This is a genomic window from Nocardiopsis sp. NPDC050513 (assembly GCF_044457925.1).
Taxonomy (GTDB): domain Bacteria; phylum Actinomycetota; class Actinomycetes; order Streptosporangiales; family Streptosporangiaceae; genus Nocardiopsis.
In genome coordinates this window covers 15,772-33,275 of sequence record NZ_JBITHK010000021.1, presented here as the reverse complement: position 1 = coordinate 33,275, position 17,504 = coordinate 15,772, and the positions used below count along the sequence as shown (strand labels likewise).

Here is a 17,504-nt window from a genome sequence, read left to right as displayed (position 1 = left end):
CGCCCGGTCCCGGTGAGCTGACGCGGCGGTCGCCCCGGTCATCCGTGCCGCTCCCACGCGGGTCGACGCGGTGCGACAATGCGGGGTGTGACACACCAGCGCTCCGCACAGCCCGACCCCGCCCAGGACGACCCCCGGGTGGGACCGCCCAGGACGAGCGCCGTGGGTCTCCCGGCCGTCCTCAACAGCGTCCGCCAGGTCGGCGAGCACGCGGGGGTGCGGCGCGGGGTGCCCGCCATGCTCGCCGTCAACCAGAAGCGCGGGTTCGACTGCCCGGGGTGCGCCTGGCCCGAACCGGAACGGCGGCACCGGGCGGAGTTCTGCGAGAACGGCGCCAAGGCCGTCGCCGAGGAGGCCACGACCAGGGCCCTGACCGCCGACTTCTTCGCCGAGCACCCGGTCTCCGAGCTGGCCGGACGGTCCGGCTACTGGCTGGGACGGCAAGGTCGTCTGACCGAACCGATGTACCTGGCCGAGGGCGCCACCCGCTACGAGCCCGTGACCTGGGACCGGGCCCTGGACCTGGTCGCCGAGGAGCTGCGCGGGCTGGACTCGCCGGACGAGGCCGTCTTCTACACCTCCGGGCGCACCAGCAACGAGGCGGCGTTCTGCTACCAGCTGTTCGCCCGTGTGCTGGGGACCAACAACCTCCCCGACTGCTCGAACATGTGCCACGAGTCGTCCGGGTCGGCGCTGACCGAGACGCTGGGGGTCGGCAAGGGGAGCGTGTCCCTGGCGGACGTCCACCGGGCCGACCTGGTCATCGTGGCCGGGCAGAACCCGGGCACCAACCACCCCCGGATGCTCACCGCCCTGGAGCGCGCCAAGCGGTCCGGCGCGCGGATCATCACGGTCAACCCGCTTCCCGAGGCGGGGATGCGCGACTTCCGCAACCCGCAGACCGCACGGGGGCTGGTCGGGCGCGGCACCGAGCTCACGGACCTGTTCGCGCAGATCCGGCTGGGCGGCGACCTGGCACTGTTCTCGGCGGTCAACCGGCTGCTGCTGGAGGCCGACCGGCGCGGGGAGGAGGTCCTGGACCGGTCGTTCGTCGACACGCACACGCACGGGTTCGAGGAGTTCGCGAAGGAGCTGCTGTCCGAGCCCGAGGAGGAGTTCTGGCCGCGCGTGGAGCGGGCCACCGGGCTGGACCGCGGGCTGGTCGAACGGTTCGCGCGGATGGTGACCGAGTCCGAGCGGATCGTGGTCTGCTGGGCGATGGGGCTGACCCAGCACAGGCACTCGGTGCCCACCATCCGCGAGGTGGTCAACTTCCTGCTGCTGCGCGGCAACGTCGGGCGGCCGGGCGCGGGCGTGTGCCCGGTGCGCGGGCACTCCAACGTGCAGGGCGACCGCACGATGGGGATCTTCGAACGCCCGGCGGACGCGTTCCTGGACGCCCTCGGGGCGGAGTTCGGGTTCGAGCCGCCGCGCGAACACGGACTGGACACCGTCGACTCCATCCGCGCGATGGCGGAGGGCCGGGTGCGGGTGTTCTTCGCGATGGGCGGCAACTTCGTGGCGGCCACGCCCGACACCCTCGTCACCGAGGACGCGATGCGCCGGGTGGGACTCACGGTGCACGTGTCGACCAAGCTCAACCGGTCGCACGTGATCACCGGAGCCCGTGCGCTGATCCTGCCCGCGCTGGCCCGCAGCGACCGCGACCTGCGCGACGGCCGTCCCCGCTGGGTGACGGTCGAGGACTCCATGGGGACGGTGCACGCCTCGCACGGGGTGTTGGCGCCGCTGTCGGAGCGGATGCGCTCGGAGGTCGACATCATCCGCGACCTGGCGTCCCGGGTGCTCGGCGAGAGTCCGGTGGCCTGGTCGGAGCTGGCCGACTACGACCGCGTCCGCGACCACGTGGAGGCGGTCGTGCCGGGGTTCGACGACTTCAACGCCCGCGCACGGCGCCCGGGAGGGTTCGCCCTGCCGCACGCGCCGCGCGACGACCGGAGGTTCCCCACCGCGACCGGGCTGGCCAACTTCACCGTCAACGGACGGTACGCGCCGGAGGTCCCCGAGGGGCGGCTGCTGCTCCAGACGCTGCGCTCGCACGATCAGTACAACACCACCGTCTACGGCCTGGACGACCGCTACCGGGGCATCCGCGACGGGCGCCGGGTGGTGCTGGTCAACCCCGAGGACGCGCGGGAGCTGGGACTGGCCGACGGCGCCTACACCGACCTCGTCAGCGAGTGGGCGGACGGCCGGGACCGGCGCGCGCCGCACTTCCGGGTGGTGCACTACCCGACCGCGCGCGGGTGCGCGGCGGCCTACTTCCCGGAGACCAACGTGCTGGTGCCGTTGGACTCGACCGCAGAGGTGAGCAACACCCCGACGTCGAAGTCGGTGGTGGTGCGGTTCGAGGCGGACTCGGGGCCGTCGGCCCCCTAGGCCGGTCAGCGTCGGGTGGCCGCGACGGAGTTGGCGGCGACGATCACCGCCACCGCCGCCCAGGAGGCAGCGTCCAGGTGCTCCTGGAGCACAGCCATCCCCACCAGCGCCGCCAGCACCGGGTTGACGCTCATGAAGACGCCGAAGAACCGGGCGGGCACACGGCGCAGGGCGAGCAGATCCGCGAGGAAGGGCACGGCGGAGGAGAGCACACCGGCCGCCAGGGCGCAGGCGAGCGCGGCCCCGGTGGGCGGGTGGTGCCACAGCGCCACCGCGCCGACCGGCAGGTAGAGCAGCCCGGACACGGCAGCCGCCGCGGCCGAGCCCTCCACGCCGGGCACGCGTGCGCCGACCTCGCGGTTGAGCAGGATGTAGCAGCCCCAGCAGACGGCGGCGAGCAACGCCAGGCCGACGCCGAGGTGGTCGCTGCTGGGCTGGGGGCGGACGAGGACCGCGACCGCCCCCACCGCGGCCAGCGCCAGGGCCACGTCGGACCGGCGACGCGAGGTGGCCAGGGCGACGGCCAGCGGGCCGAGGAACTCCAGGGTGACCGCCAGGCCCAACCCGACGCGGTCGATCGCCGCGTACAGCGAGAGGTTCATGGTCGCGAACACCACGGCCAGTCCCAGGACGGGGCGCCACTGCGCGGCCGTGAACGTCCAGGGCCTGGGGCGGCCGACGCACAGCAGCACGACCGCCGCCACCCACTGCCGGACGGCCACCGTGCCCACCGGCCCCACCACCGGGAAGGCGAACGCGGCCACGGACGCGCCGACCTGGTTGGACAGCCCGCTGCCGAGCATCAGCGCGATCCCGCCCCAGGGGCCGGTGGGCGTCGGCCGTCCCGTGGCGACCGCGGCCGCTTCGTGTGTGGACATGCCACGAGTCTCAGCGCTCCCGATCCATACGCAAAATGCATCCGACACACGTTCTATACGCTGTACGTATGGACGGGAAGTCAGAGATGGAGCTGCGCCACCTGCGCTGCCTGGTGGCGATCGTCGACACCGGGGGCTTCAGCGACGCCGCGCTCGAACTCGGGGTGTCGCAGGCGTCGGTCTCGCGCACGCTGTCGGCGCTGGAGCGGATCCTGGGCGTGCGCCTGCTGCACCGCACCAGCCGCGTGTGCACGCCGACCACCGCGGGGGTGCAGGTGCTGGCACGGGCCCGCCACCTGCTCGCGGAGGCGGACAACCTGCTGCGCGAGGCGACGACCGGACACACGCGGCTGCTCCTCGGACACGCGTGGTCGGCGATGGGCCGCCACACCGCCGAGTTCCAACGCCGCTGGAGCGAACTGCGCCCCGACGTCGAACTGCGCCTGGTCCGGAACAACTCGCCCACGGGCGGCCTCGCCGAGGGCACGTGCGACCTGGCCGTGGTGCGCACCGCCGTCGACGCGCGCCGCCACGACCACGCCCTGGTGGGGTACGAACCGCGCTACGCGGCCCTGGCCGCGGACGACCCGTGGGCGCGCCGACGGTCGGTGCGCCTGGCGGAGATCCGCGAGCGCACGCTCGTGGTGGACCGGCGCACGGGCACGACCACGGTGAACCTGTGGCCCGAGGACGGCCGCCCGGCCCTGGAGTACACCCACGACATCGACGACTGGCTCGCCGCGATCGCCACGGGGCGGTGTGTCGGTGTCACGCCGCACTCGACGGTGACCCAGTACCGCCGCGACGGGATCGTCTACCGCCGGGTGCGCGACGCGGCCCCGGTGCCGGTGCACCTGATCTGGCGCCGCCACGACCCGCATCCCGCCACCCACGCGGCGGTCGCACTCCTGGCCGACCTGTACCGGGAACGGCGGTGAGCGCGGGCGGGCACCGCCGGCTCGCCGCCTCGGGACTTCCCGGACCGCGCTCCTCACCCGGGGTCCAACCCGCGGTCCATGGCCAGATCCTGCTCGACCTGGCGGAAGCGACGCCACAGGGGCCACGGGTGGTAGTCGTCCGCCAGGACCAGTAGCGAGGCCGCCAGGCCGTAGCGGGTACGGCCGCCGTCGGCGACGACCGACCACCGCGCGTCGACGCCTGGACACGGGACGGTCGGGTCCTCCAACCGCCGCAGCTCAGCGGCGAGAGCGTCCACCGCGGTCGACTCACCCAGGAGGCCGACCAGCAGGCGGCAGTGCTGGACGGTGACGGTCCACACGTAGGTGTGTCTCTGGAGTTCCCTCCGGGTCTCCTCCCGATGTACCTCGTGCCGTCGCGCGGACTGCACGTCATGCACGACCGTGTGGGAGGAGCCGACCCAGCGCGGCGTGCCCCCGCCTACGTTCCCGTCGGGGCGGGCACGGCGCGGCCTCCGCGCCCGCGCGAGCAGGACCAGCAGCGCCCCGACGGCCAGAACCGCGACGCACGCGGCGATGCCGCGGACCGTCGACCCGGTCGCCGCACCGGGGTGCGCAGCCAGGACCGTGACGGCCGCGGCCCCGACCGCGGCGTCGGCCATGAATACCGCGAACCACCACCCAGGGGGGCTTGAGCGGCGGACGTGGGCGGGCGGCAGGGGGATCGGAGCGGCGACCGTGGCCGAACCGAGCGGACCGGACCGGTACGGGGGCAGCGGGAGATCGGCGTACCGTTCGAGCGAACGCAACGCCACGGTGTGCGTGGTCCGGATCTGGACCCGGCGCTGGTCGAGCCACCAACGGCTGAACGGGGGCGGCTCCCCCATGCGTTCGACCCAGGGCGGGCGGTTCATGTGGGCTCCTCGGGTGCGGGATCCCTGTGGTACTGCCAGTTCATCCGCTGCTCGACCCGGTCGAACCGAACCCGCACATCCCCTGGGTCCAGCTCGGGGATCGCCCGGATGACCTCGGCCAGCGGGCCCAGCCCGGGCACAGGCTGACGGATGTTCTCGAAGAACTGGTAGAGCCGCTCCACGTCCTCCGCGCTCATCTCGGCGGCGCGTGGCGGGGCCGTGTCTCCTCCGACTCCGTTCACTCCGCGGGCGGGGTTCCCGTGGGCGCCGTTGCCGTTCGGGGCGTGGAAGCTGTCGGGCGAGGCCATGCCCCGCAGGGTCGGCGACTCCCACCCGGCCCGACCGTGGCGAAGACGGGCCGGGAGAATCATCCGCGACCAGGCACGCCCGAGCTCCCTGCGGGCCATGGTCAGCCCCTCGTCGCGCAGGGCGCGCATCCCGCGCCAGGCCTCCTCGTACTCGGTGACGGCCTCGGCGGCCTCCTCGCAGAGGCGGTCGGCCTCGCCGCGCCGGTCCTGGTAGGCCCTCTCCAGGGACCGGTGGCGGTCCGCGTAGGGGTTGCGCGAGACGATCTCCAAGCCCATGAGGGTCAGGGCCATCAGGAGAAACAGGAAGACCGCCTCGACGGGGGCCTCCTCCTGTCGGGCGCCCACGTCGACGGCGAAGCGGAGCATCGCCCAGTAGGCGAAGACGAGGATCGCCAGCACGGGGAAGGCGACCAGGAGCCAGGGCCAGAGCCCTCTCACCCACCGCCGTCGGGGCACGCCCTCCGCCCCGTCCTCCACCCTCCGTGCCGCACGGTCGGCCCGCCAATGGGCACGCAGGTCGCGGACAGGACCGGCGAGCAGGTATCCAGCGAGGTAGAGTGCCGCGCCGATCACTCCGCCGACCAGGGCCCCCACCCACTTCAGCGGGTCATCCTCGGCGAGGCCCAACAACCGCGAGAAGAGCGACTGGAAATACCACGCGTCGAAGACCACCAGGATTCCCAGCACGGCCGCGGTGAGGATTCTCAGCGGCCGGCCAGTCGGCGCCCTGTCCGCCTGGTTGTAGTGGGCGTAGTCGCTCTCCAGCGCGGACAGACGCCGCGCCGCGCGGATGAGCTCACCGCCCTCGCAGTGCCGTTCGAGGCGGGCGACGGCGCGGGAGGCCCTGGACCGGGCTCGCTGGGTCTCGACGGGACCGGCGACGAACCGGTCCCGGGATTCGTGCAGCATGATGCTGGCGCGTTCGCCGGCCTCCACGAGCGCGGCCATTTCGCCGTTGTCCAGTGCGTCGGGGTGGTGGGCGTTGACGAGGGATCCGTAGACGGTCAGTTCGTGGAGTCCGCAGTTGCACCCGTGGTGGCAGGGGAAGGGCAGCATGTCCCATCGTTCGGGAACCGGGTCGCGGCTCGCCCCAGGATCATCGTAGGTCACCTTGTTCACTCCTGTTCGAAGCGGATCTCAACGCGTCTGTTGAGTCGGCCGCACGCGTCGTCGAACTCCCCGTCCGGCCGGTCATCGCAGATGGGTTCGCCGCTCCCCCGCCCCATCGCGGTCACGTCGGTGAATCCGAGGTCCCGCAGGTAGTCGCGCACGGCCTCGGCCCGGCGGGTGGACAGGCGGTCGTTGTGCCCGGGAGAACCGCGCGAGTCGGTGTGTCCGGTGACGGTCACCGGCGCGGAGCGGTCGAGCGCGTCCCCGTAGGCCTCCAGGACCGTGGCGACGCTGCTCTCGGCGGCCGGCTTCAGCTCGGCGGAGTCGGTGTCGAACAGCGCCTCGGCGTCGATCACGAGCGGCTGGTCGGGGTCACCGCGGACGATCACCGGGGGGTCGTCGGGCAGGTCGCGTTCGGGGGCCTGGACCCAGTCGTGGGCGGCGGCGACGGCGTACGGTCCCGGGGCGCCGGTCAGCCGCTCCCCCACTCGGTCCCAGAAGGCCCTGAGCTCACCGAGGGTCTGGGTGCCGCTGAGGTCGCCGACGACGTGCAGACCGGCCCCGGTTACTCCCACCATGCGCAGATCCGTCCCTGCGGGAAGGGCGCCCGGCCATTCGGTGCCGCACTCCTCGGCGAGGGCCGCGGTGTCGGTCTCGGTCAGGACCCGGTTGAGGTCCAGGCAGCCCACGTTGCTCTGGCCGTCGGTGACGACGGCGAGGGTGGAGGCGGATGCCCCGGTCAGGGCGTTCGCGCCGGCGGCGACCGCGGCCAGCACGTCGCTTCCCGGGGTCACCGGGACATCTTCGACCTGGGCGTTCAGCTCAGCGACGACACAGTCGCCGAGCTCCTCGACCTGTTCCTCCTGGCGTTGGTCGAGTGGCCGGGGTAGGGGGGCGCTGCGGATCGGGAGACGGATGCCGGAGGCGTCTCCGGAGAACAGTCCGAGGGTGAACGTCCTGTCGTCGTCCTCATGGAAGTGCTCCAGGGCGAGTTCCCGGACGATGCGCGCGTAGTCGGGGATCTGGCCGGTGTCGGAGGTCCAGACGGAGGCGGACAGGTCGACCATCACCACGGTCTCGGCGGTGGCCTCCGCGCCGGACAGGGTGGTGTCGGTCCAGCCGCACGCGTCCTGCTCGGACGCGCCGCCGGAGCCTGGCGACCCCATGGCCCAGCAGCCGGTGAGGGTCAGAGCGGTGCACACGGCGATCGCGCCGACGGGCGGCAGGGGCGGGCGCGTGAACAAGGTCGACGTCTCCTTCACGGTCGTGCTCCGTTCGGCGAGGGCTCCGACCCGGTCTCCTCGGGGACCGGGAGTCCCAAGGTGACGAACATCTGCCGGAGCGCGTGGTCGGAGTCGAGCATGAAGGCCACGTGGTCGACGTCGCCCTGGGCGTGGCCGTCGATCATGGACTCCAGGTGGCGGAACAGCTCTTCGGCCTGGGACTCGCGCTTCCTGAGCAGCCGTTCGAGCTGGTGTGTCGCGTTCGCCGGGGATTCGGCCAACCGCAGCGCGTAGGGGGCCAGCCAGGTCGCGCGGGCGGTGTCGATCTCCCCCGCGCCCCGCAGCGCGTCCAGGAACAGCTCCTCCCACCGGGCGCGCAGCGTGCGCAGCTGTTCGATCCGCGCCTCCTGGTACCAGCCGTCGGCGTCCAGCCGGATGAGGGCGTCGCTCTTCTCCGCGAGCATCGCGCGCACTGGATCGCAGACGTCCACCGTCACGCGCGGGTGGCACTGGACGCGTCCCTCGTTGAAGCAGCCCGCCAGGTGTGAGGGCAGGGCGTGTTCGACCTCGGCGGCCCGGTGCGGGGCGAAGCGGCGGGTGACGGGGCGGACCTCGCGGGCGACCCGCTCCTCGATGTCCGCGCGCAGGTCGCGGATCTCCCTGTCCAGCGCCGTGTAGGTCGGGAGGTACAGGTCCTCGTCGAGGATCGTGGCCTCGCCGACCCAGTCGCAGCGGACCTCGACCTCGAAGTGGTAGCCCTCGCCGCGGGCGGGCGAGCTGATCCGCACGACGTCGTGCTGGCCGTCGTGGTACACGCGGTAGGGGGAACGGGACGCGTCGCGTTCGGCGTGGCCGAATGCGGGCTGACCGGGCTGGCCGAACGCGTCGTCCTCGCCTGGTGCGGTGTGGGCGCCGGAGGTCGACGGCGCGCGCAGCCAGGCGAGAATCGCGCGCCAGGCGCCGCCTCCGGGGGGCGGGTTGGTCATGTGCACTCCTTGGTTCGGTCGGCACCCCGGGCACGTCCCGGGCCGCCGCGGTGGTCGCGGAAGGCGAGGTAGAGGTGGACACGTGCGCTGAGCGCGCGGATCGCGCCGAGATGGGAGAGCAGGTCCTCCACGAGGTCGCGGGCAGGACCCGACACCGGAGCCGACTCGTCCCAGCGGGTGAGCCGCTCCCAGGCGGCACCGGCCAGATCGGGGTCGACCAGAGCGGTCGCCCACAGCGCGGCGACCGACGCGGTGGGAGTCGGACCGAGGACGCCGTGTGCGAGCCGGTCGAGCAGGTCGTGGCCCCGGTCCAGGGGCTCTCCCGTAGGACCTCGGGCGTCGGGCGTGTCCGCGCCGCTCGGGACGGCGGCGACGCGGACGAAGGTCTCGGGAACCTCCTTGGGGGTCTCACCCGGAAGCCTCAGCAAGCCGAGGAGCTCCTCGATCACTGCGCGCCGGTCGACGTCCGTGCCGCCTGTGTAGATCTCGGCGAGGGCGGCGGCGGCCAGGACGGCCAGTGGCGCGTTGCGCTTGGCGAGTGCGCGTGTGGACCGTGCGGCGGGTCCCGTGGAGGCGCCCGCGTCCCGTGTCCGCGCGCCGCCGGTGCCGTCGTCCGGTCGGCGCCCGCGCCGGGCGCGATGGGTGCGAGCGCGGGCGCGGAGAACGGCTTCGTGGATGCCCTTGAGCGCCTCGTCCGGGCGCTCACGACCGATCTCGGTGGCGTAGGCGCGCAGAGCGACCGCGACCTGCGACCACAGCCCCGAGCGGGACCACGAGCGCAGCAGCGCGCGCACCTCCCCTTCCCGCACTCCGTCCTTGTAGGCCTTCTCCAGCACCCACGAGACGGCCTGGTGGTCCCGGCCCCTCACCTCCTTCGCCAGGGGCACCACGACCCGGCGCTTGATCTCGGGCAGGTCCAGCCCGGCGAGGCGTCCCAGCGCCTGGGCGGCGCTGATGCGGACCCGGGCGTCCTGGTCCGAGCACAGGTCGAGCAACCACGAGACGAACGCGTCGCGGGTGGCGTCGAACTCGCTCCAGAGCACGTCCAGCAGGGCTCCGGCCAGGCGTGGGTGGCGGAGTCGGGCGACCGCTCGTGGCGAGGTCCCTTCCGCGGTGCGGTCCCCGACCTCCACACTGACGTGGCGGATGCGGTGCAGGAAGGAGTCGAACACCTCCCGGCCGCGCTCGCCGTCCGCACCCTCGATCCGACGGAATCCGCGGTCGAGCCGCTCGGCGGCACGTACCACTGTGCTGACCGCGTGTCCGTCGAGGACGGCGGTGGCCAGCACGTAGGCCTGGTGGGTCGGTGAGTGGGACGTGTGGGCGGCCCACAGCAGGCGCCGGGCCCAGGCGCACATCAGGCGGTGCCGGTGTTCGAGGATCGGCGCCTCCCCCTCCCCTCCCGCATGCCACCAGTCGGCCAGGCACTCGGCGAGGGCGACCGCCTCGGCGGGGGTGCTCATCTCCGCCGTCCAGGAGCGCAGGTGCGGATGGTCCCCGACCGCGGCCAGCACCCGCTCCGCCTTGCTGTCGGCCAGGCGCGACTCCAAGGCCCCGTGGTGGATCCGTTCGGGCTCCGGGGGTCGGTGGTGCACCAGGTAGCGGGTGACCGCTGGGGCGGGGACGGGGGTGTCGACCAGCACGACCAAGGCGCTCTTCTCCCTGTCGAGCACGGAGCGCACCCCGTCCAGCTCCGCCTGGGTGAGGGTGTGCGACCAGTCCTCCCCCGTGGCGTCGACCAGGTGTCCCGTTCCCGCGCGCAGCCGGACCGTGAGTGAGGCGAATTCGCCGTCGGGGGCCAGAATCGAGACGCGGGGCCCGCCGCCGTCCGTGCCCGCCAGGTCGGACCAGCGGGACAGCGCGACCGTGGCGCTGGTCGAACGGCCGCCGTACTCGCGGCCGTTGAGGAAGACGAGTCGTTCGGTGACCAGCGCGTGGGTGAGGTGGACGTCGACCGGGGCGGACACGTAGGAGTCGGTGAGAGCCCGAAGCTGGTGGGCGGAGACCTGACCGACGGCCGGGGTCCCTTGATCGGGCCCGGTGGACCCACCGAACCTGACGAGTCGGCCGTCGTGGACGTGGACCGCACCGATGTAGGTGCTCGCGTCGAAGCCGGCGACCCGCTGCCGGAGTTCGTCACGCCTGCGGGCACGTGCGTCCGCCGAGAGGTCGCGCTCGTCGTCGCTGACGGCGTCGGGTCCTTCGAGGAGGCCGTCCTCCCCCTCGAAGGACCCGGTGTCGGCGGCTGGCCCCGCCTCGCCCGAGGTCTTCTGCTCCTCGGAGGGCTCCGCCGCGTCCGGTCCGGGGCCGTCCTCACGGACGTCGTCCCGGGCGTCGGTGTCGGGCCGTGGGTCGGCCTCGACGACGTCGTGCTCGGTCACGACCCCTCCCACCGTCCGCCGTGGTCGTGCTTGCCGCCGACGTTCATGGTCCCCGGCTGGTTGACGGTCACGTGGTCGTAGCGGTCGCCGTGGTGGTCGCCGTGGTGGTCGCCGTGCCGGTCACCGACGTTGTCGCGGTACCGGTCCCCTGTGTGGTCCCGGAAGCGGTCGCCCCGCTGGTCGCCGTTCTGGCTCCCGTACTGGTCGCCGTGGTGGTCGCCCTGCTGGTCGTGGATGTTGACGTCCCGCGTGTCGCGGGCCGCCACGGCCTCACCGGACACGTCGCCCTGTGTGTTGGTCACCGTCGACCGGTCCGTCCGGTCGGCGGCCCTGCCGGGCAGGGCGACCCAGGCGCGCTCGCGGAACCCCTTGGCGGGGTCGTCGACCCTGACCTCACTGAAGTCGTCGGCGAGCAGCTCGTGGAGGTTTTGGCTGACGACGTCGTTGAAGATCCGTTCGGAGACGATCACGACGAGGTCCGCCCGGGGGTTGTCCGTCAGGGCCTGCTTGGCCGCGCTGGCGTTGCACAGTCGGGTGAGGGTGACAACGGCCTCGCCCGCGAAGCCGTTGTCGGCCGCGTAGACGATCCCCTCGTGCACCGCCAGGCGGACCCGCAGGCGTGCCTCGTCGTTGCGGTCCCGGTTGTAGTGGTACAGCCACGCCCGCAGTTCGCGGACGAGGCCGTTGAGGGTCCAGGCCTCGTCGATGCCGGGTGGCAGGAGGGCCAGTTCGCCGTCACCCTGTTCCTGGCGGATCCAGTGGGCGCGGTCAATCCGGGCCCGCTCGCAGGCCGTGCCCAACCCCGTCGTCAGGGCCCTCTGCACCTCGATCTGCCCCAGAGCGTCGCGAGTGCTGTAGGAACGGGCGTCTCCGAACACGCACATCCGGCGGATGCCCGGGGAGGGACGGTCGGCTGGAGCGAGGGACTGGTCGAACATGAGGTTCCTTCCGGTGTTCCGGGGCGCCCCGTCGGTGCCCGTCGAGAACAGGGAAACCCGGAACCGGAGACCGAAACCTCATCGTTCTATGGGTTTGACATGACTTTGTGGGGATCTCCAGGCATTCCGGCGATGTGCGCGAGGGCGGACAGGTCCAGGATCCGGAACCGCCGGTAGGAGGTGGCGACGACCCCGTCCCTGCGTAGGGTCGCCAGGGCCCGGTGGACGGCGGGCTCGGAGGCCGAGACGAGACCGGCCAGCTCCGGCTGGGTCAGCGAGACCGACAGCTCGATGCCCGCCGGGGTCCCGCGGCCGTACTTCAGGGCGAGTTCGCACAGGACGCGGGCGACCCGGACCGGGATGTCCCGTCCGTGGAAGTCGACGAGCTTGTTCACCGCTCCCCGTAGCTTCATCGCGATGGACGAGCCCAGGCGCAGTGACGCCTCCGGGTGGACCTCCAGGTACCGGTGGAACTCGGCCCTGTCGAGAACGCGTGCCGCGACCGCGCCCCCCGCCGTGACTGTGGCGATGCGCGGGTTGTCGTCCATGGCCGCCAGCTCGCCGATGAGATCTCCGCCGACGCGCAGCGCGAGGAAGGTGGTCGTCCCCTCCTCGCCGCTCGCGGTCACCTTGGCGTAGCCGTCGATGAGGACCACGACGTGGGTGTCCGTGGCCCCCTGGCGCACCATGACTTCACCCGCCTGGTACTGGCGACCTCGACCGCGGGCGAGGAGGTCGTCACGCGCCTTGTCGTCCAGTGATTCCAGGAGGCTGTTCTCGGGCCAGGGACCGGTGTACGTGACTCGCTCGCGCATGCTCTTCCCGGGGGGTCGTGAACGGGGGATGCCCACCGATCCGCCAACGGGAAACGGTGGGACGGCACTGGCAGAGTAGGAATTCACGCGCCCGCGATCAAGGCGGGCATTCGCCGCGGCGCCATCCGACTCCCACCAGGAGAAAAGGGACTCTTCCCCCCTTTTCCGATCCGAAACACGCGCACGGTGACCGGGGAAGGGAAGAGCGGAACGGCAGATAAGAACGACGTTCAGTGTGACCGACGGGGTTCTTCGCCCGCACCGCGCTTTCTCACCCTGAAGCAAAGAAGACCATCCCCGGCGGTGAGGAAAGCCAGACCGGAGCGCCAACCTCGGAACTGCTCCGAATAACAGCCCGAACCGGTAGGGAACACATGTTCCACCGGAATCCACCGGGCCATTCGACCGAGGGCCTCAGCCGGGCCGGTGGCGGCCGAACAGGTGGGCCAGCGCGCCGTCCAGGTCGGGGTACCGGAACTCGTGCCCGGCGGACCGCAGCCGGTAGGGGACCACGCGCTGGTCAGCCAGGGCCACCTCGTGGGCGCCCTCGCGTCCCAGCAGCAGGGCCGGTCCCCAGCCGGGGACGGGCAGGACGGCGGGACGGCGCAGCGCGGCGGCCAGGGCGCGCGCGTGGTCGGCGCCGCGGACGGGGTTCGGGGCCACCCCGTTGACCGGTCCGGACAGGTTCCCGTCCAGCACGGCGCGGACGTAGACGTCGGCGAGGTCGTCCACCCCGATCCAGGACAGCCACTGGCGGCCGTCCCCGATCCGTCCGCCCAGTCCGGCGGCGAACAGGGGGTACTGCACCCCCAGCACGCCGCCCGCCGGGGTCTGCACGACGCCGGTGCGCACCTGGACGCACCGCAGGCCCGCCTCGGCGGCCGGGCGGGCGGCCTCCTCCCAGTCGGCGACCAGGTCGGCGAGGAAGCCGTCGCCGCGCGGGCTGTCCTCGGTGAGGACCTCGTCGCCGCGCGCGGGCCCGTAGTAGCCGATCGCCGAGGCGCTGACGAACACGCGGGGACCGTCGGCGGCGTCCGCGGCGGCCTCGGCCAGGGCGCGGGTCGGACCGACGCGGCTGTCGCGCAGGGCGGCCCGGTGGGCCTCGGTGAACCGTCCGAACAGCGGCTCCCCCGCCAGGTGCACGACGGCGTCCACGCCGTCGAGCAGGCCCGGGGCCGGTGACTCGGGGTTCCAGCAGCGCTCGTCGGGGGACTCCGGCGCGCGTCGGACGAGGCGGACCACCCGGTGCCCGCCGGTGGTGAGCAGCGCGCACAGGGTGCGTCCCACGAGCCCGCTCGCCCCGGTGACCGCCACGGTGACCGGGGCGTCGTGCCAGGCGCGGGCGCGCGCGTTCGCGGCGAGGTCGTCGGCGAGCTGGGCGTGCCGGTAGACGAACACCGGCCGCAGCAGGGTGTCCGGCAGGGTGGTGGCGACCCGGTCGGTGACCAGGGTGCTGTGGTCGGTCTCGGCGGTGAAGGCGTGGACGTGGGTCCAGCGCAGCAGCGGCGCCAGGGGGCGGGAGACCAGTCGGTCGGCGAACCGGCGCGGGGGGTCGTAGCGTTCGGGCAGGTGGACGGCGACCCAGCGCACCCCGCCGGGGAGGGCGAGGACGGTGGTGCCGTCGCTCAGGGAGTCGGCCTCGGAGACCGGGCGCCACGGCTGCCAGGGCGGCGCGAGCCGGGCGAACGCCCCCGGGCGGGTGTGCCAGTCGAAGACCTCGTCCCGTGGCGCGGGAACCACGCTCGAATACCGGAAGACCATGACCCTCCTCGCTCTCGCCCTGGAGCCACGCTAACCCGCCGCCGCCTCGCGGGGTGGGACCCGCGCCCCCTACCGCGAGCGGCGTTCGGCGTCGCGCCGCAGGACCGCGCGCAGCGCCAGCTCGTAGCCGAACACCCCGCACCCGGCGACGTAGCCCGCGGCGACGGGGGCGGTCACGGAGGTGTGCCGGAACTCCTCGCGGGCGTAGACGTTGGAGATGTGCACCTCCACGACGGGCGCCTCGACGGCGTCGACCGCGTCGCGCAGCGCGATGCTGTAGTGGGCGTAGGCGCCCGGGTTGAGGACCACCCCCGCCCAGTGGCGCGCGGAGTGGACGTGGTCGACCATCGCGCCCTCGCTGTTGCTCTGCGCGCACACCACCTCCACGCCCAACTCCTTGCCCAGCTCGACCACGCGCCGCTCGACCTCCTCCAGGGTGGCGGTGCCGTACTGCCCGGGGTCGCGCGTGCCCAGGAGGTTGAGGTTGGGGCCGTTGAGCAGCAGGACGGTGCGCGCGTGGTCGTGGGCGTCGGTCATGGGCGGGTTCTCCTCCAGGGTCGTCGGATCCCCTCAGCCTAGGGCGTTGCGGTGTCGCCCCCGGCGCGCGAGGACCCCGGTCGGTTCCGCGCTCCCCGGAGCGGCTACCATACCGACCAGTCGGTTGACATCGTTGAGGAGGCGGCCGTGGCATCCACCCTGTTGTCCGCGCGCGACGTGCGGTTCCTGTTGTACGAGTGGCTGGACGCGGAGTCGCTCGCCGAGCGCCCCCGGTACGCCGAGCACTCCCGAGAGACCTTCGACGCCGCGCTCGACCTCGCCGAACGGGTGGCCACCGACCACTTCGCCCCGCACAACAAGGCCGGCGACGCCGACGAACCCCGGTTCGACGGCGAACGCGTCCACGTCATCCCCGAGGTCCGCAAGGCCCTGGAGGTGTACGCCGAGACCGGCCTGATGTCGATGTCCATGGACGCCTCCGTCGGCGGCGCGCAGATCCCCCAGGTGGTCGCCAGCGCCTGCAGCGCCTACTTCCAGGCCGCCAACCTGGCCACCTCCGCCTACCCGTTCCTGACCGCGGGCAACGCCCGCCTGCTGCTGGCGCACGGCACTCCGGAGCAGGTCGACACGTGGGTCCGGCCCATGGTCGAGGGCCGCTTCACCGGCACGATGTGCCTGTCCGAACCGCACGCGGGCAGCTCCCTCGCCGACATCGCCACGCGCGCCGAGGACGCCGGGGACGGCACCTACCGGATCTTCGGCAACAAGATGTGGATCTCGGCGGGCGACCACGAACTCACGGAGAACATCGTCCACCTGGTGCTGGCCAAGCTGCCCGGCGGCCCGCCCGGGGTCAAGGGCATCTCGCTGTTCGTCGTGCCCAAGTACCTGGTCGGGGCGGACGGGTCGATCGGCGAGCGCAACGACGTCGTCCCGGCCGGAATCAACCACAAGATGGGCTACCGGGGCACGGTCAACGCGCTGCTCAACTTCGGCGAGGGGGCGCACACCCCGGGCGGCTCCCCCGGCGCCGTGGGCTACCTGGTCGGCAGGCCGCACGAGGGTCTGCGGTGCATGTTCCACATGATGAACGGGGCCCGGATCGGCGTGGGCGCGGGCGCGGCCGCCGTCGGCTACACCGGCTACCTCAAGTCGCTGGCCTACGCCCGGGAACGCCTCCAGGGGCGCCCGCTCGGCGAGAAGGACCCGACCCGGCCGCAGGTGCCGATCATCGAGCACACCGACGTGCGCCGCATGCTGCTGGCCCAGAAGAGCTACGTGGAGGGCGCGCTCGCCCTGGTGCTGTACTGCGCGCGGCTGGTCGACGAGGCGGCCAGCGCCGGGAGCGACGCCGAGCGCGACCGCGCGGGCCTGCTGCTCGACGTGCTCACGCCGATCGTCAAGAGCTGGCCGTCCCAGTGGTGCCTGGAGGCCAACAGCCTGGCCGTCCAGGTGCACGGCGGGTACGGCTACACCCGCGAGTACGACGTGGAGCAGCACTACCGCGACAACCGGCTCAACGCGATCCACGAGGGCACGCACGGCATCCAGGCGCTGGACCTGCTCGGCCGCAAGGCGGTCCTGGACGGCGGCGCACGTCTGCGGGTGCTCCTGGAGACCGCCGGGGAGACCGTCGCGCGGGCGCGCGGGCTCGGCGGCGCCGAGGCCGAGTACGCGGAGCGCCTGGCCGGAGCCCTGGACCGGGTCGCGCGGGCCGCCGCCGACGCGTGGGCGGACGGCGACCCCGCCGTGGCGCTGGCCAACGCGACCCCCTACATGGAGGCGGCGGGGCACGTGGTGGTCGCGTGGCTGTGGTTGGAGCAGCTGGTCGCGGCGCACGGCCGCGAGGGCGCCTTCTACGACGGCAAGCGCGCGGCGGCGGCGTACTTCTTCCGGCACGAGCTCCCCCGCACCGGGCCGTGGCTCGACCTGGTCGCCTCGCGGGACCGCACGGTGCTGGACGTGTCGCCGGACGTGCTCTGAGGGCTCAGGCGCGCCGGAGCCGACCGGTCTCGGGCACGTCCAGGACGAAGACGTGCCCGAGGGCGACCCGCTCGTAGCCGACGTCGTCGTTGGCCACCCGCATCCGGCGCGGTGAGACCTCCACGATGCGCACGCTGATCGGCGTGTCCTGGTCGGGCACCGACAGCAGCCACCGGTCGGCGAGGTAGCCCAGTCCGTGGGAGTCCAGGACCGCTCGGGCGGCGTGCTCGTCGTCGGGCTCCCCCATCGGATAGCCGAAGGGGGTGACGGGCACGTGCCGCTCCCGCTCGTCGGGGACGAGGTAGCCGAGCAGCTCACCGTCCTCCTCGCGGTGGTGCGGTCTCCAGTGGCCGGGGATCACGGGGTCTCCTTCACGGTGTCGGCGGTCGTCG

At 73.0% G+C, this 17,504-nt stretch carries 14 protein-coding genes; 3 read left to right on the top strand and 11 right to left on the bottom strand.

Annotation, left to right across the window (positions count from 1 at the left end):
• Positions 1 to 78: 78 nt before the first annotated feature.
• The gene (locus tag ACIBFB_RS25935; protein WP_397234540.1) at positions 79 to 2,400 is read left to right on the top strand and encodes an FdhF/YdeP family oxidoreductase; all 2,322 of its coding nucleotides are present in this window, start codon (positions 79 to 81) and stop codon (positions 2,398 to 2,400) included.
• A gap of 5 nt (positions 2,401 to 2,405) precedes the next feature.
• Here the strand turns inward: ACIBFB_RS25935 and ACIBFB_RS25930 are convergent, their stop codons facing one another.
• On the bottom strand, positions 2,406 to 3,278 hold the full coding sequence (locus ACIBFB_RS25930; RefSeq protein WP_397234538.1) for an EamA family transporter: 873 nt from the start codon (positions 3,276 to 3,278) through the stop codon (positions 2,406 to 2,408).
• 68 nt (positions 3,279 to 3,346) lie between these two features.
• On the opposite strand from ACIBFB_RS25930, the gene ACIBFB_RS25925 reads away from it, so the two are divergent.
• Positions 3,347 to 4,216 carry a LysR family transcriptional regulator gene (locus tag ACIBFB_RS25925; RefSeq protein WP_397234536.1) on the top strand — a complete coding sequence of 290 codons (870 nt, stop codon included), beginning with the start codon at positions 3,347 to 3,349 and terminating at the stop codon, positions 4,214 to 4,216.
• A 53-nt stretch (positions 4,217 to 4,269) separates the two neighbouring features.
• Here the strand turns inward: ACIBFB_RS25925 and ACIBFB_RS25920 are convergent, their stop codons facing one another.
• The 9 genes from ACIBFB_RS25920 to aroQ all read right to left on the bottom strand — a co-directional run bounded on the left by ACIBFB_RS25920 (position 4,270) and on the right by aroQ (position 15,168).
• Positions 4,270 to 5,109, bottom strand: coding sequence for a hypothetical protein (locus ACIBFB_RS25920; protein WP_397234534.1), 840 nt, complete (start codon positions 5,107 to 5,109; stop codon positions 4,270 to 4,272).
• Positions 5,106 to 6,527, bottom strand: a complete 1,422-nt coding sequence (locus ACIBFB_RS25915; protein ID WP_397234532.1) for a hypothetical protein — start codon at positions 6,525 to 6,527, stop codon at positions 5,106 to 5,108. Before ACIBFB_RS25915 ends, ACIBFB_RS25920 begins: the two co-directional genes overlap by 4 nt.
• A gap of 5 nt (positions 6,528 to 6,532) precedes the next feature.
• A complete protein-coding gene (locus ACIBFB_RS25910) occupies positions 6,533 to 7,771 on the bottom strand; it encodes an OmpA family protein (RefSeq protein WP_397234530.1) in 1,239 nt (412 codons plus the stop codon).
• A 14-nt stretch (positions 7,772 to 7,785) separates the two neighbouring features.
• Positions 7,786 to 8,736, bottom strand: coding sequence for a hypothetical protein (locus ACIBFB_RS25905; protein ID WP_397234528.1), 951 nt, complete (start codon positions 8,734 to 8,736; stop codon positions 7,786 to 7,788).
• Entirely contained in the window at positions 8,733 to 11,117 is a 2,385-nt protein-coding gene (locus ACIBFB_RS25900; RefSeq protein WP_397234526.1) for a hypothetical protein, read from the bottom strand. Before ACIBFB_RS25900 ends, ACIBFB_RS25905 begins: the two co-directional genes overlap by 4 nt.
• A complete protein-coding gene (locus ACIBFB_RS25895) occupies positions 11,114 to 12,055 on the bottom strand; it encodes a hypothetical protein (protein WP_397234525.1) in 942 nt (313 codons plus the stop codon). The genes ACIBFB_RS25900 and ACIBFB_RS25895 overlap by 4 nt, the downstream gene beginning before the upstream one ends.
• Before the next feature lie 86 nt (positions 12,056 to 12,141).
• Entirely contained in the window at positions 12,142 to 12,870 is a 729-nt protein-coding gene (locus ACIBFB_RS25890; RefSeq protein ID WP_397234523.1) for a Crp/Fnr family transcriptional regulator, read from the bottom strand.
• A 414-nt stretch (positions 12,871 to 13,284) separates the two neighbouring features.
• Positions 13,285 to 14,631 carry a TIGR01777 family oxidoreductase gene (locus tag ACIBFB_RS25885; protein WP_397234521.1) on the bottom strand — a complete coding sequence of 449 codons (1,347 nt, stop codon included), beginning with the start codon at positions 14,629 to 14,631 and terminating at the stop codon, positions 13,285 to 13,287.
• A 69-nt stretch (positions 14,632 to 14,700) separates the two neighbouring features.
• A complete protein-coding gene (gene aroQ, locus ACIBFB_RS25880) occupies positions 14,701 to 15,168 on the bottom strand; it encodes a type II 3-dehydroquinate dehydratase (RefSeq protein WP_397234519.1) in 468 nt (155 codons plus the stop codon).
• Positions 15,169 to 15,315: 147 nt separating this feature from the next.
• Here aroQ and ACIBFB_RS25875 point away from each other — a divergent pair, with 147 nt between their 5' ends.
• Entirely contained in the window at positions 15,316 to 17,112 is a 1,797-nt protein-coding gene (locus ACIBFB_RS25875; protein WP_397234517.1) for an acyl-CoA dehydrogenase, read from the top strand.
• 4 nt (positions 17,113 to 17,116) lie between these two features.
• Here the strand turns inward: ACIBFB_RS25875 and ACIBFB_RS25870 are convergent, their stop codons facing one another.
• Positions 17,117 to 17,473, bottom strand: a complete 357-nt coding sequence (locus ACIBFB_RS25870; protein ID WP_397234515.1) for a hypothetical protein — start codon at positions 17,471 to 17,473, stop codon at positions 17,117 to 17,119.
• Positions 17,474 to 17,504: the final 31 nt, after the last annotated feature.

What these genes read in the sequence shown, in the direction of transcription:
- ACIBFB_RS25935 (WP_397234540.1), top strand. Translation starts at nt 79, where the DNA reads ATGCGGGGTGTGACACACCAGCGCTCCGCACAGCCCGACCCCGCCCAG.
- ACIBFB_RS25930 (WP_397234538.1), bottom strand. Translation starts at nt 3,278, where the DNA reads ATGTCCACACACGAAGCGGCCGCGGTCGCCACGGGACGGCCGACGCCC.
- ACIBFB_RS25925 (WP_397234536.1), top strand. Translation starts at nt 3,347, where the DNA reads ATGGACGGGAAGTCAGAGATGGAGCTGCGCCACCTGCGCTGCCTGGTG.
- ACIBFB_RS25920 (WP_397234534.1), bottom strand. Translation starts at nt 5,109, where the DNA reads ATGAACCGCCCGCCCTGGGTCGAACGCATGGGGGAGCCGCCCCCGTTC.
- ACIBFB_RS25905 (WP_397234528.1), bottom strand. Translation starts at nt 8,736, where the DNA reads ATGACCAACCCGCCCCCCGGAGGCGGCGCCTGGCGCGCGATTCTCGCC.
- ACIBFB_RS25895 (WP_397234525.1), bottom strand. Translation starts at nt 12,055, where the DNA reads ATGTTCGACCAGTCCCTCGCTCCAGCCGACCGTCCCTCCCCGGGCATC.
- ACIBFB_RS25890 (WP_397234523.1), bottom strand. Translation starts at nt 12,870, where the DNA reads ATGCGCGAGCGAGTCACGTACACCGGTCCCTGGCCCGAGAACAGCCTC.
- ACIBFB_RS25885 (WP_397234521.1), bottom strand. Translation starts at nt 14,631, where the DNA reads ATGGTCTTCCGGTATTCGAGCGTGGTTCCCGCGCCACGGGACGAGGTC.
- aroQ (WP_397234519.1), bottom strand. Translation starts at nt 15,168, where the DNA reads ATGACCGACGCCCACGACCACGCGCGCACCGTCCTGCTGCTCAACGGC.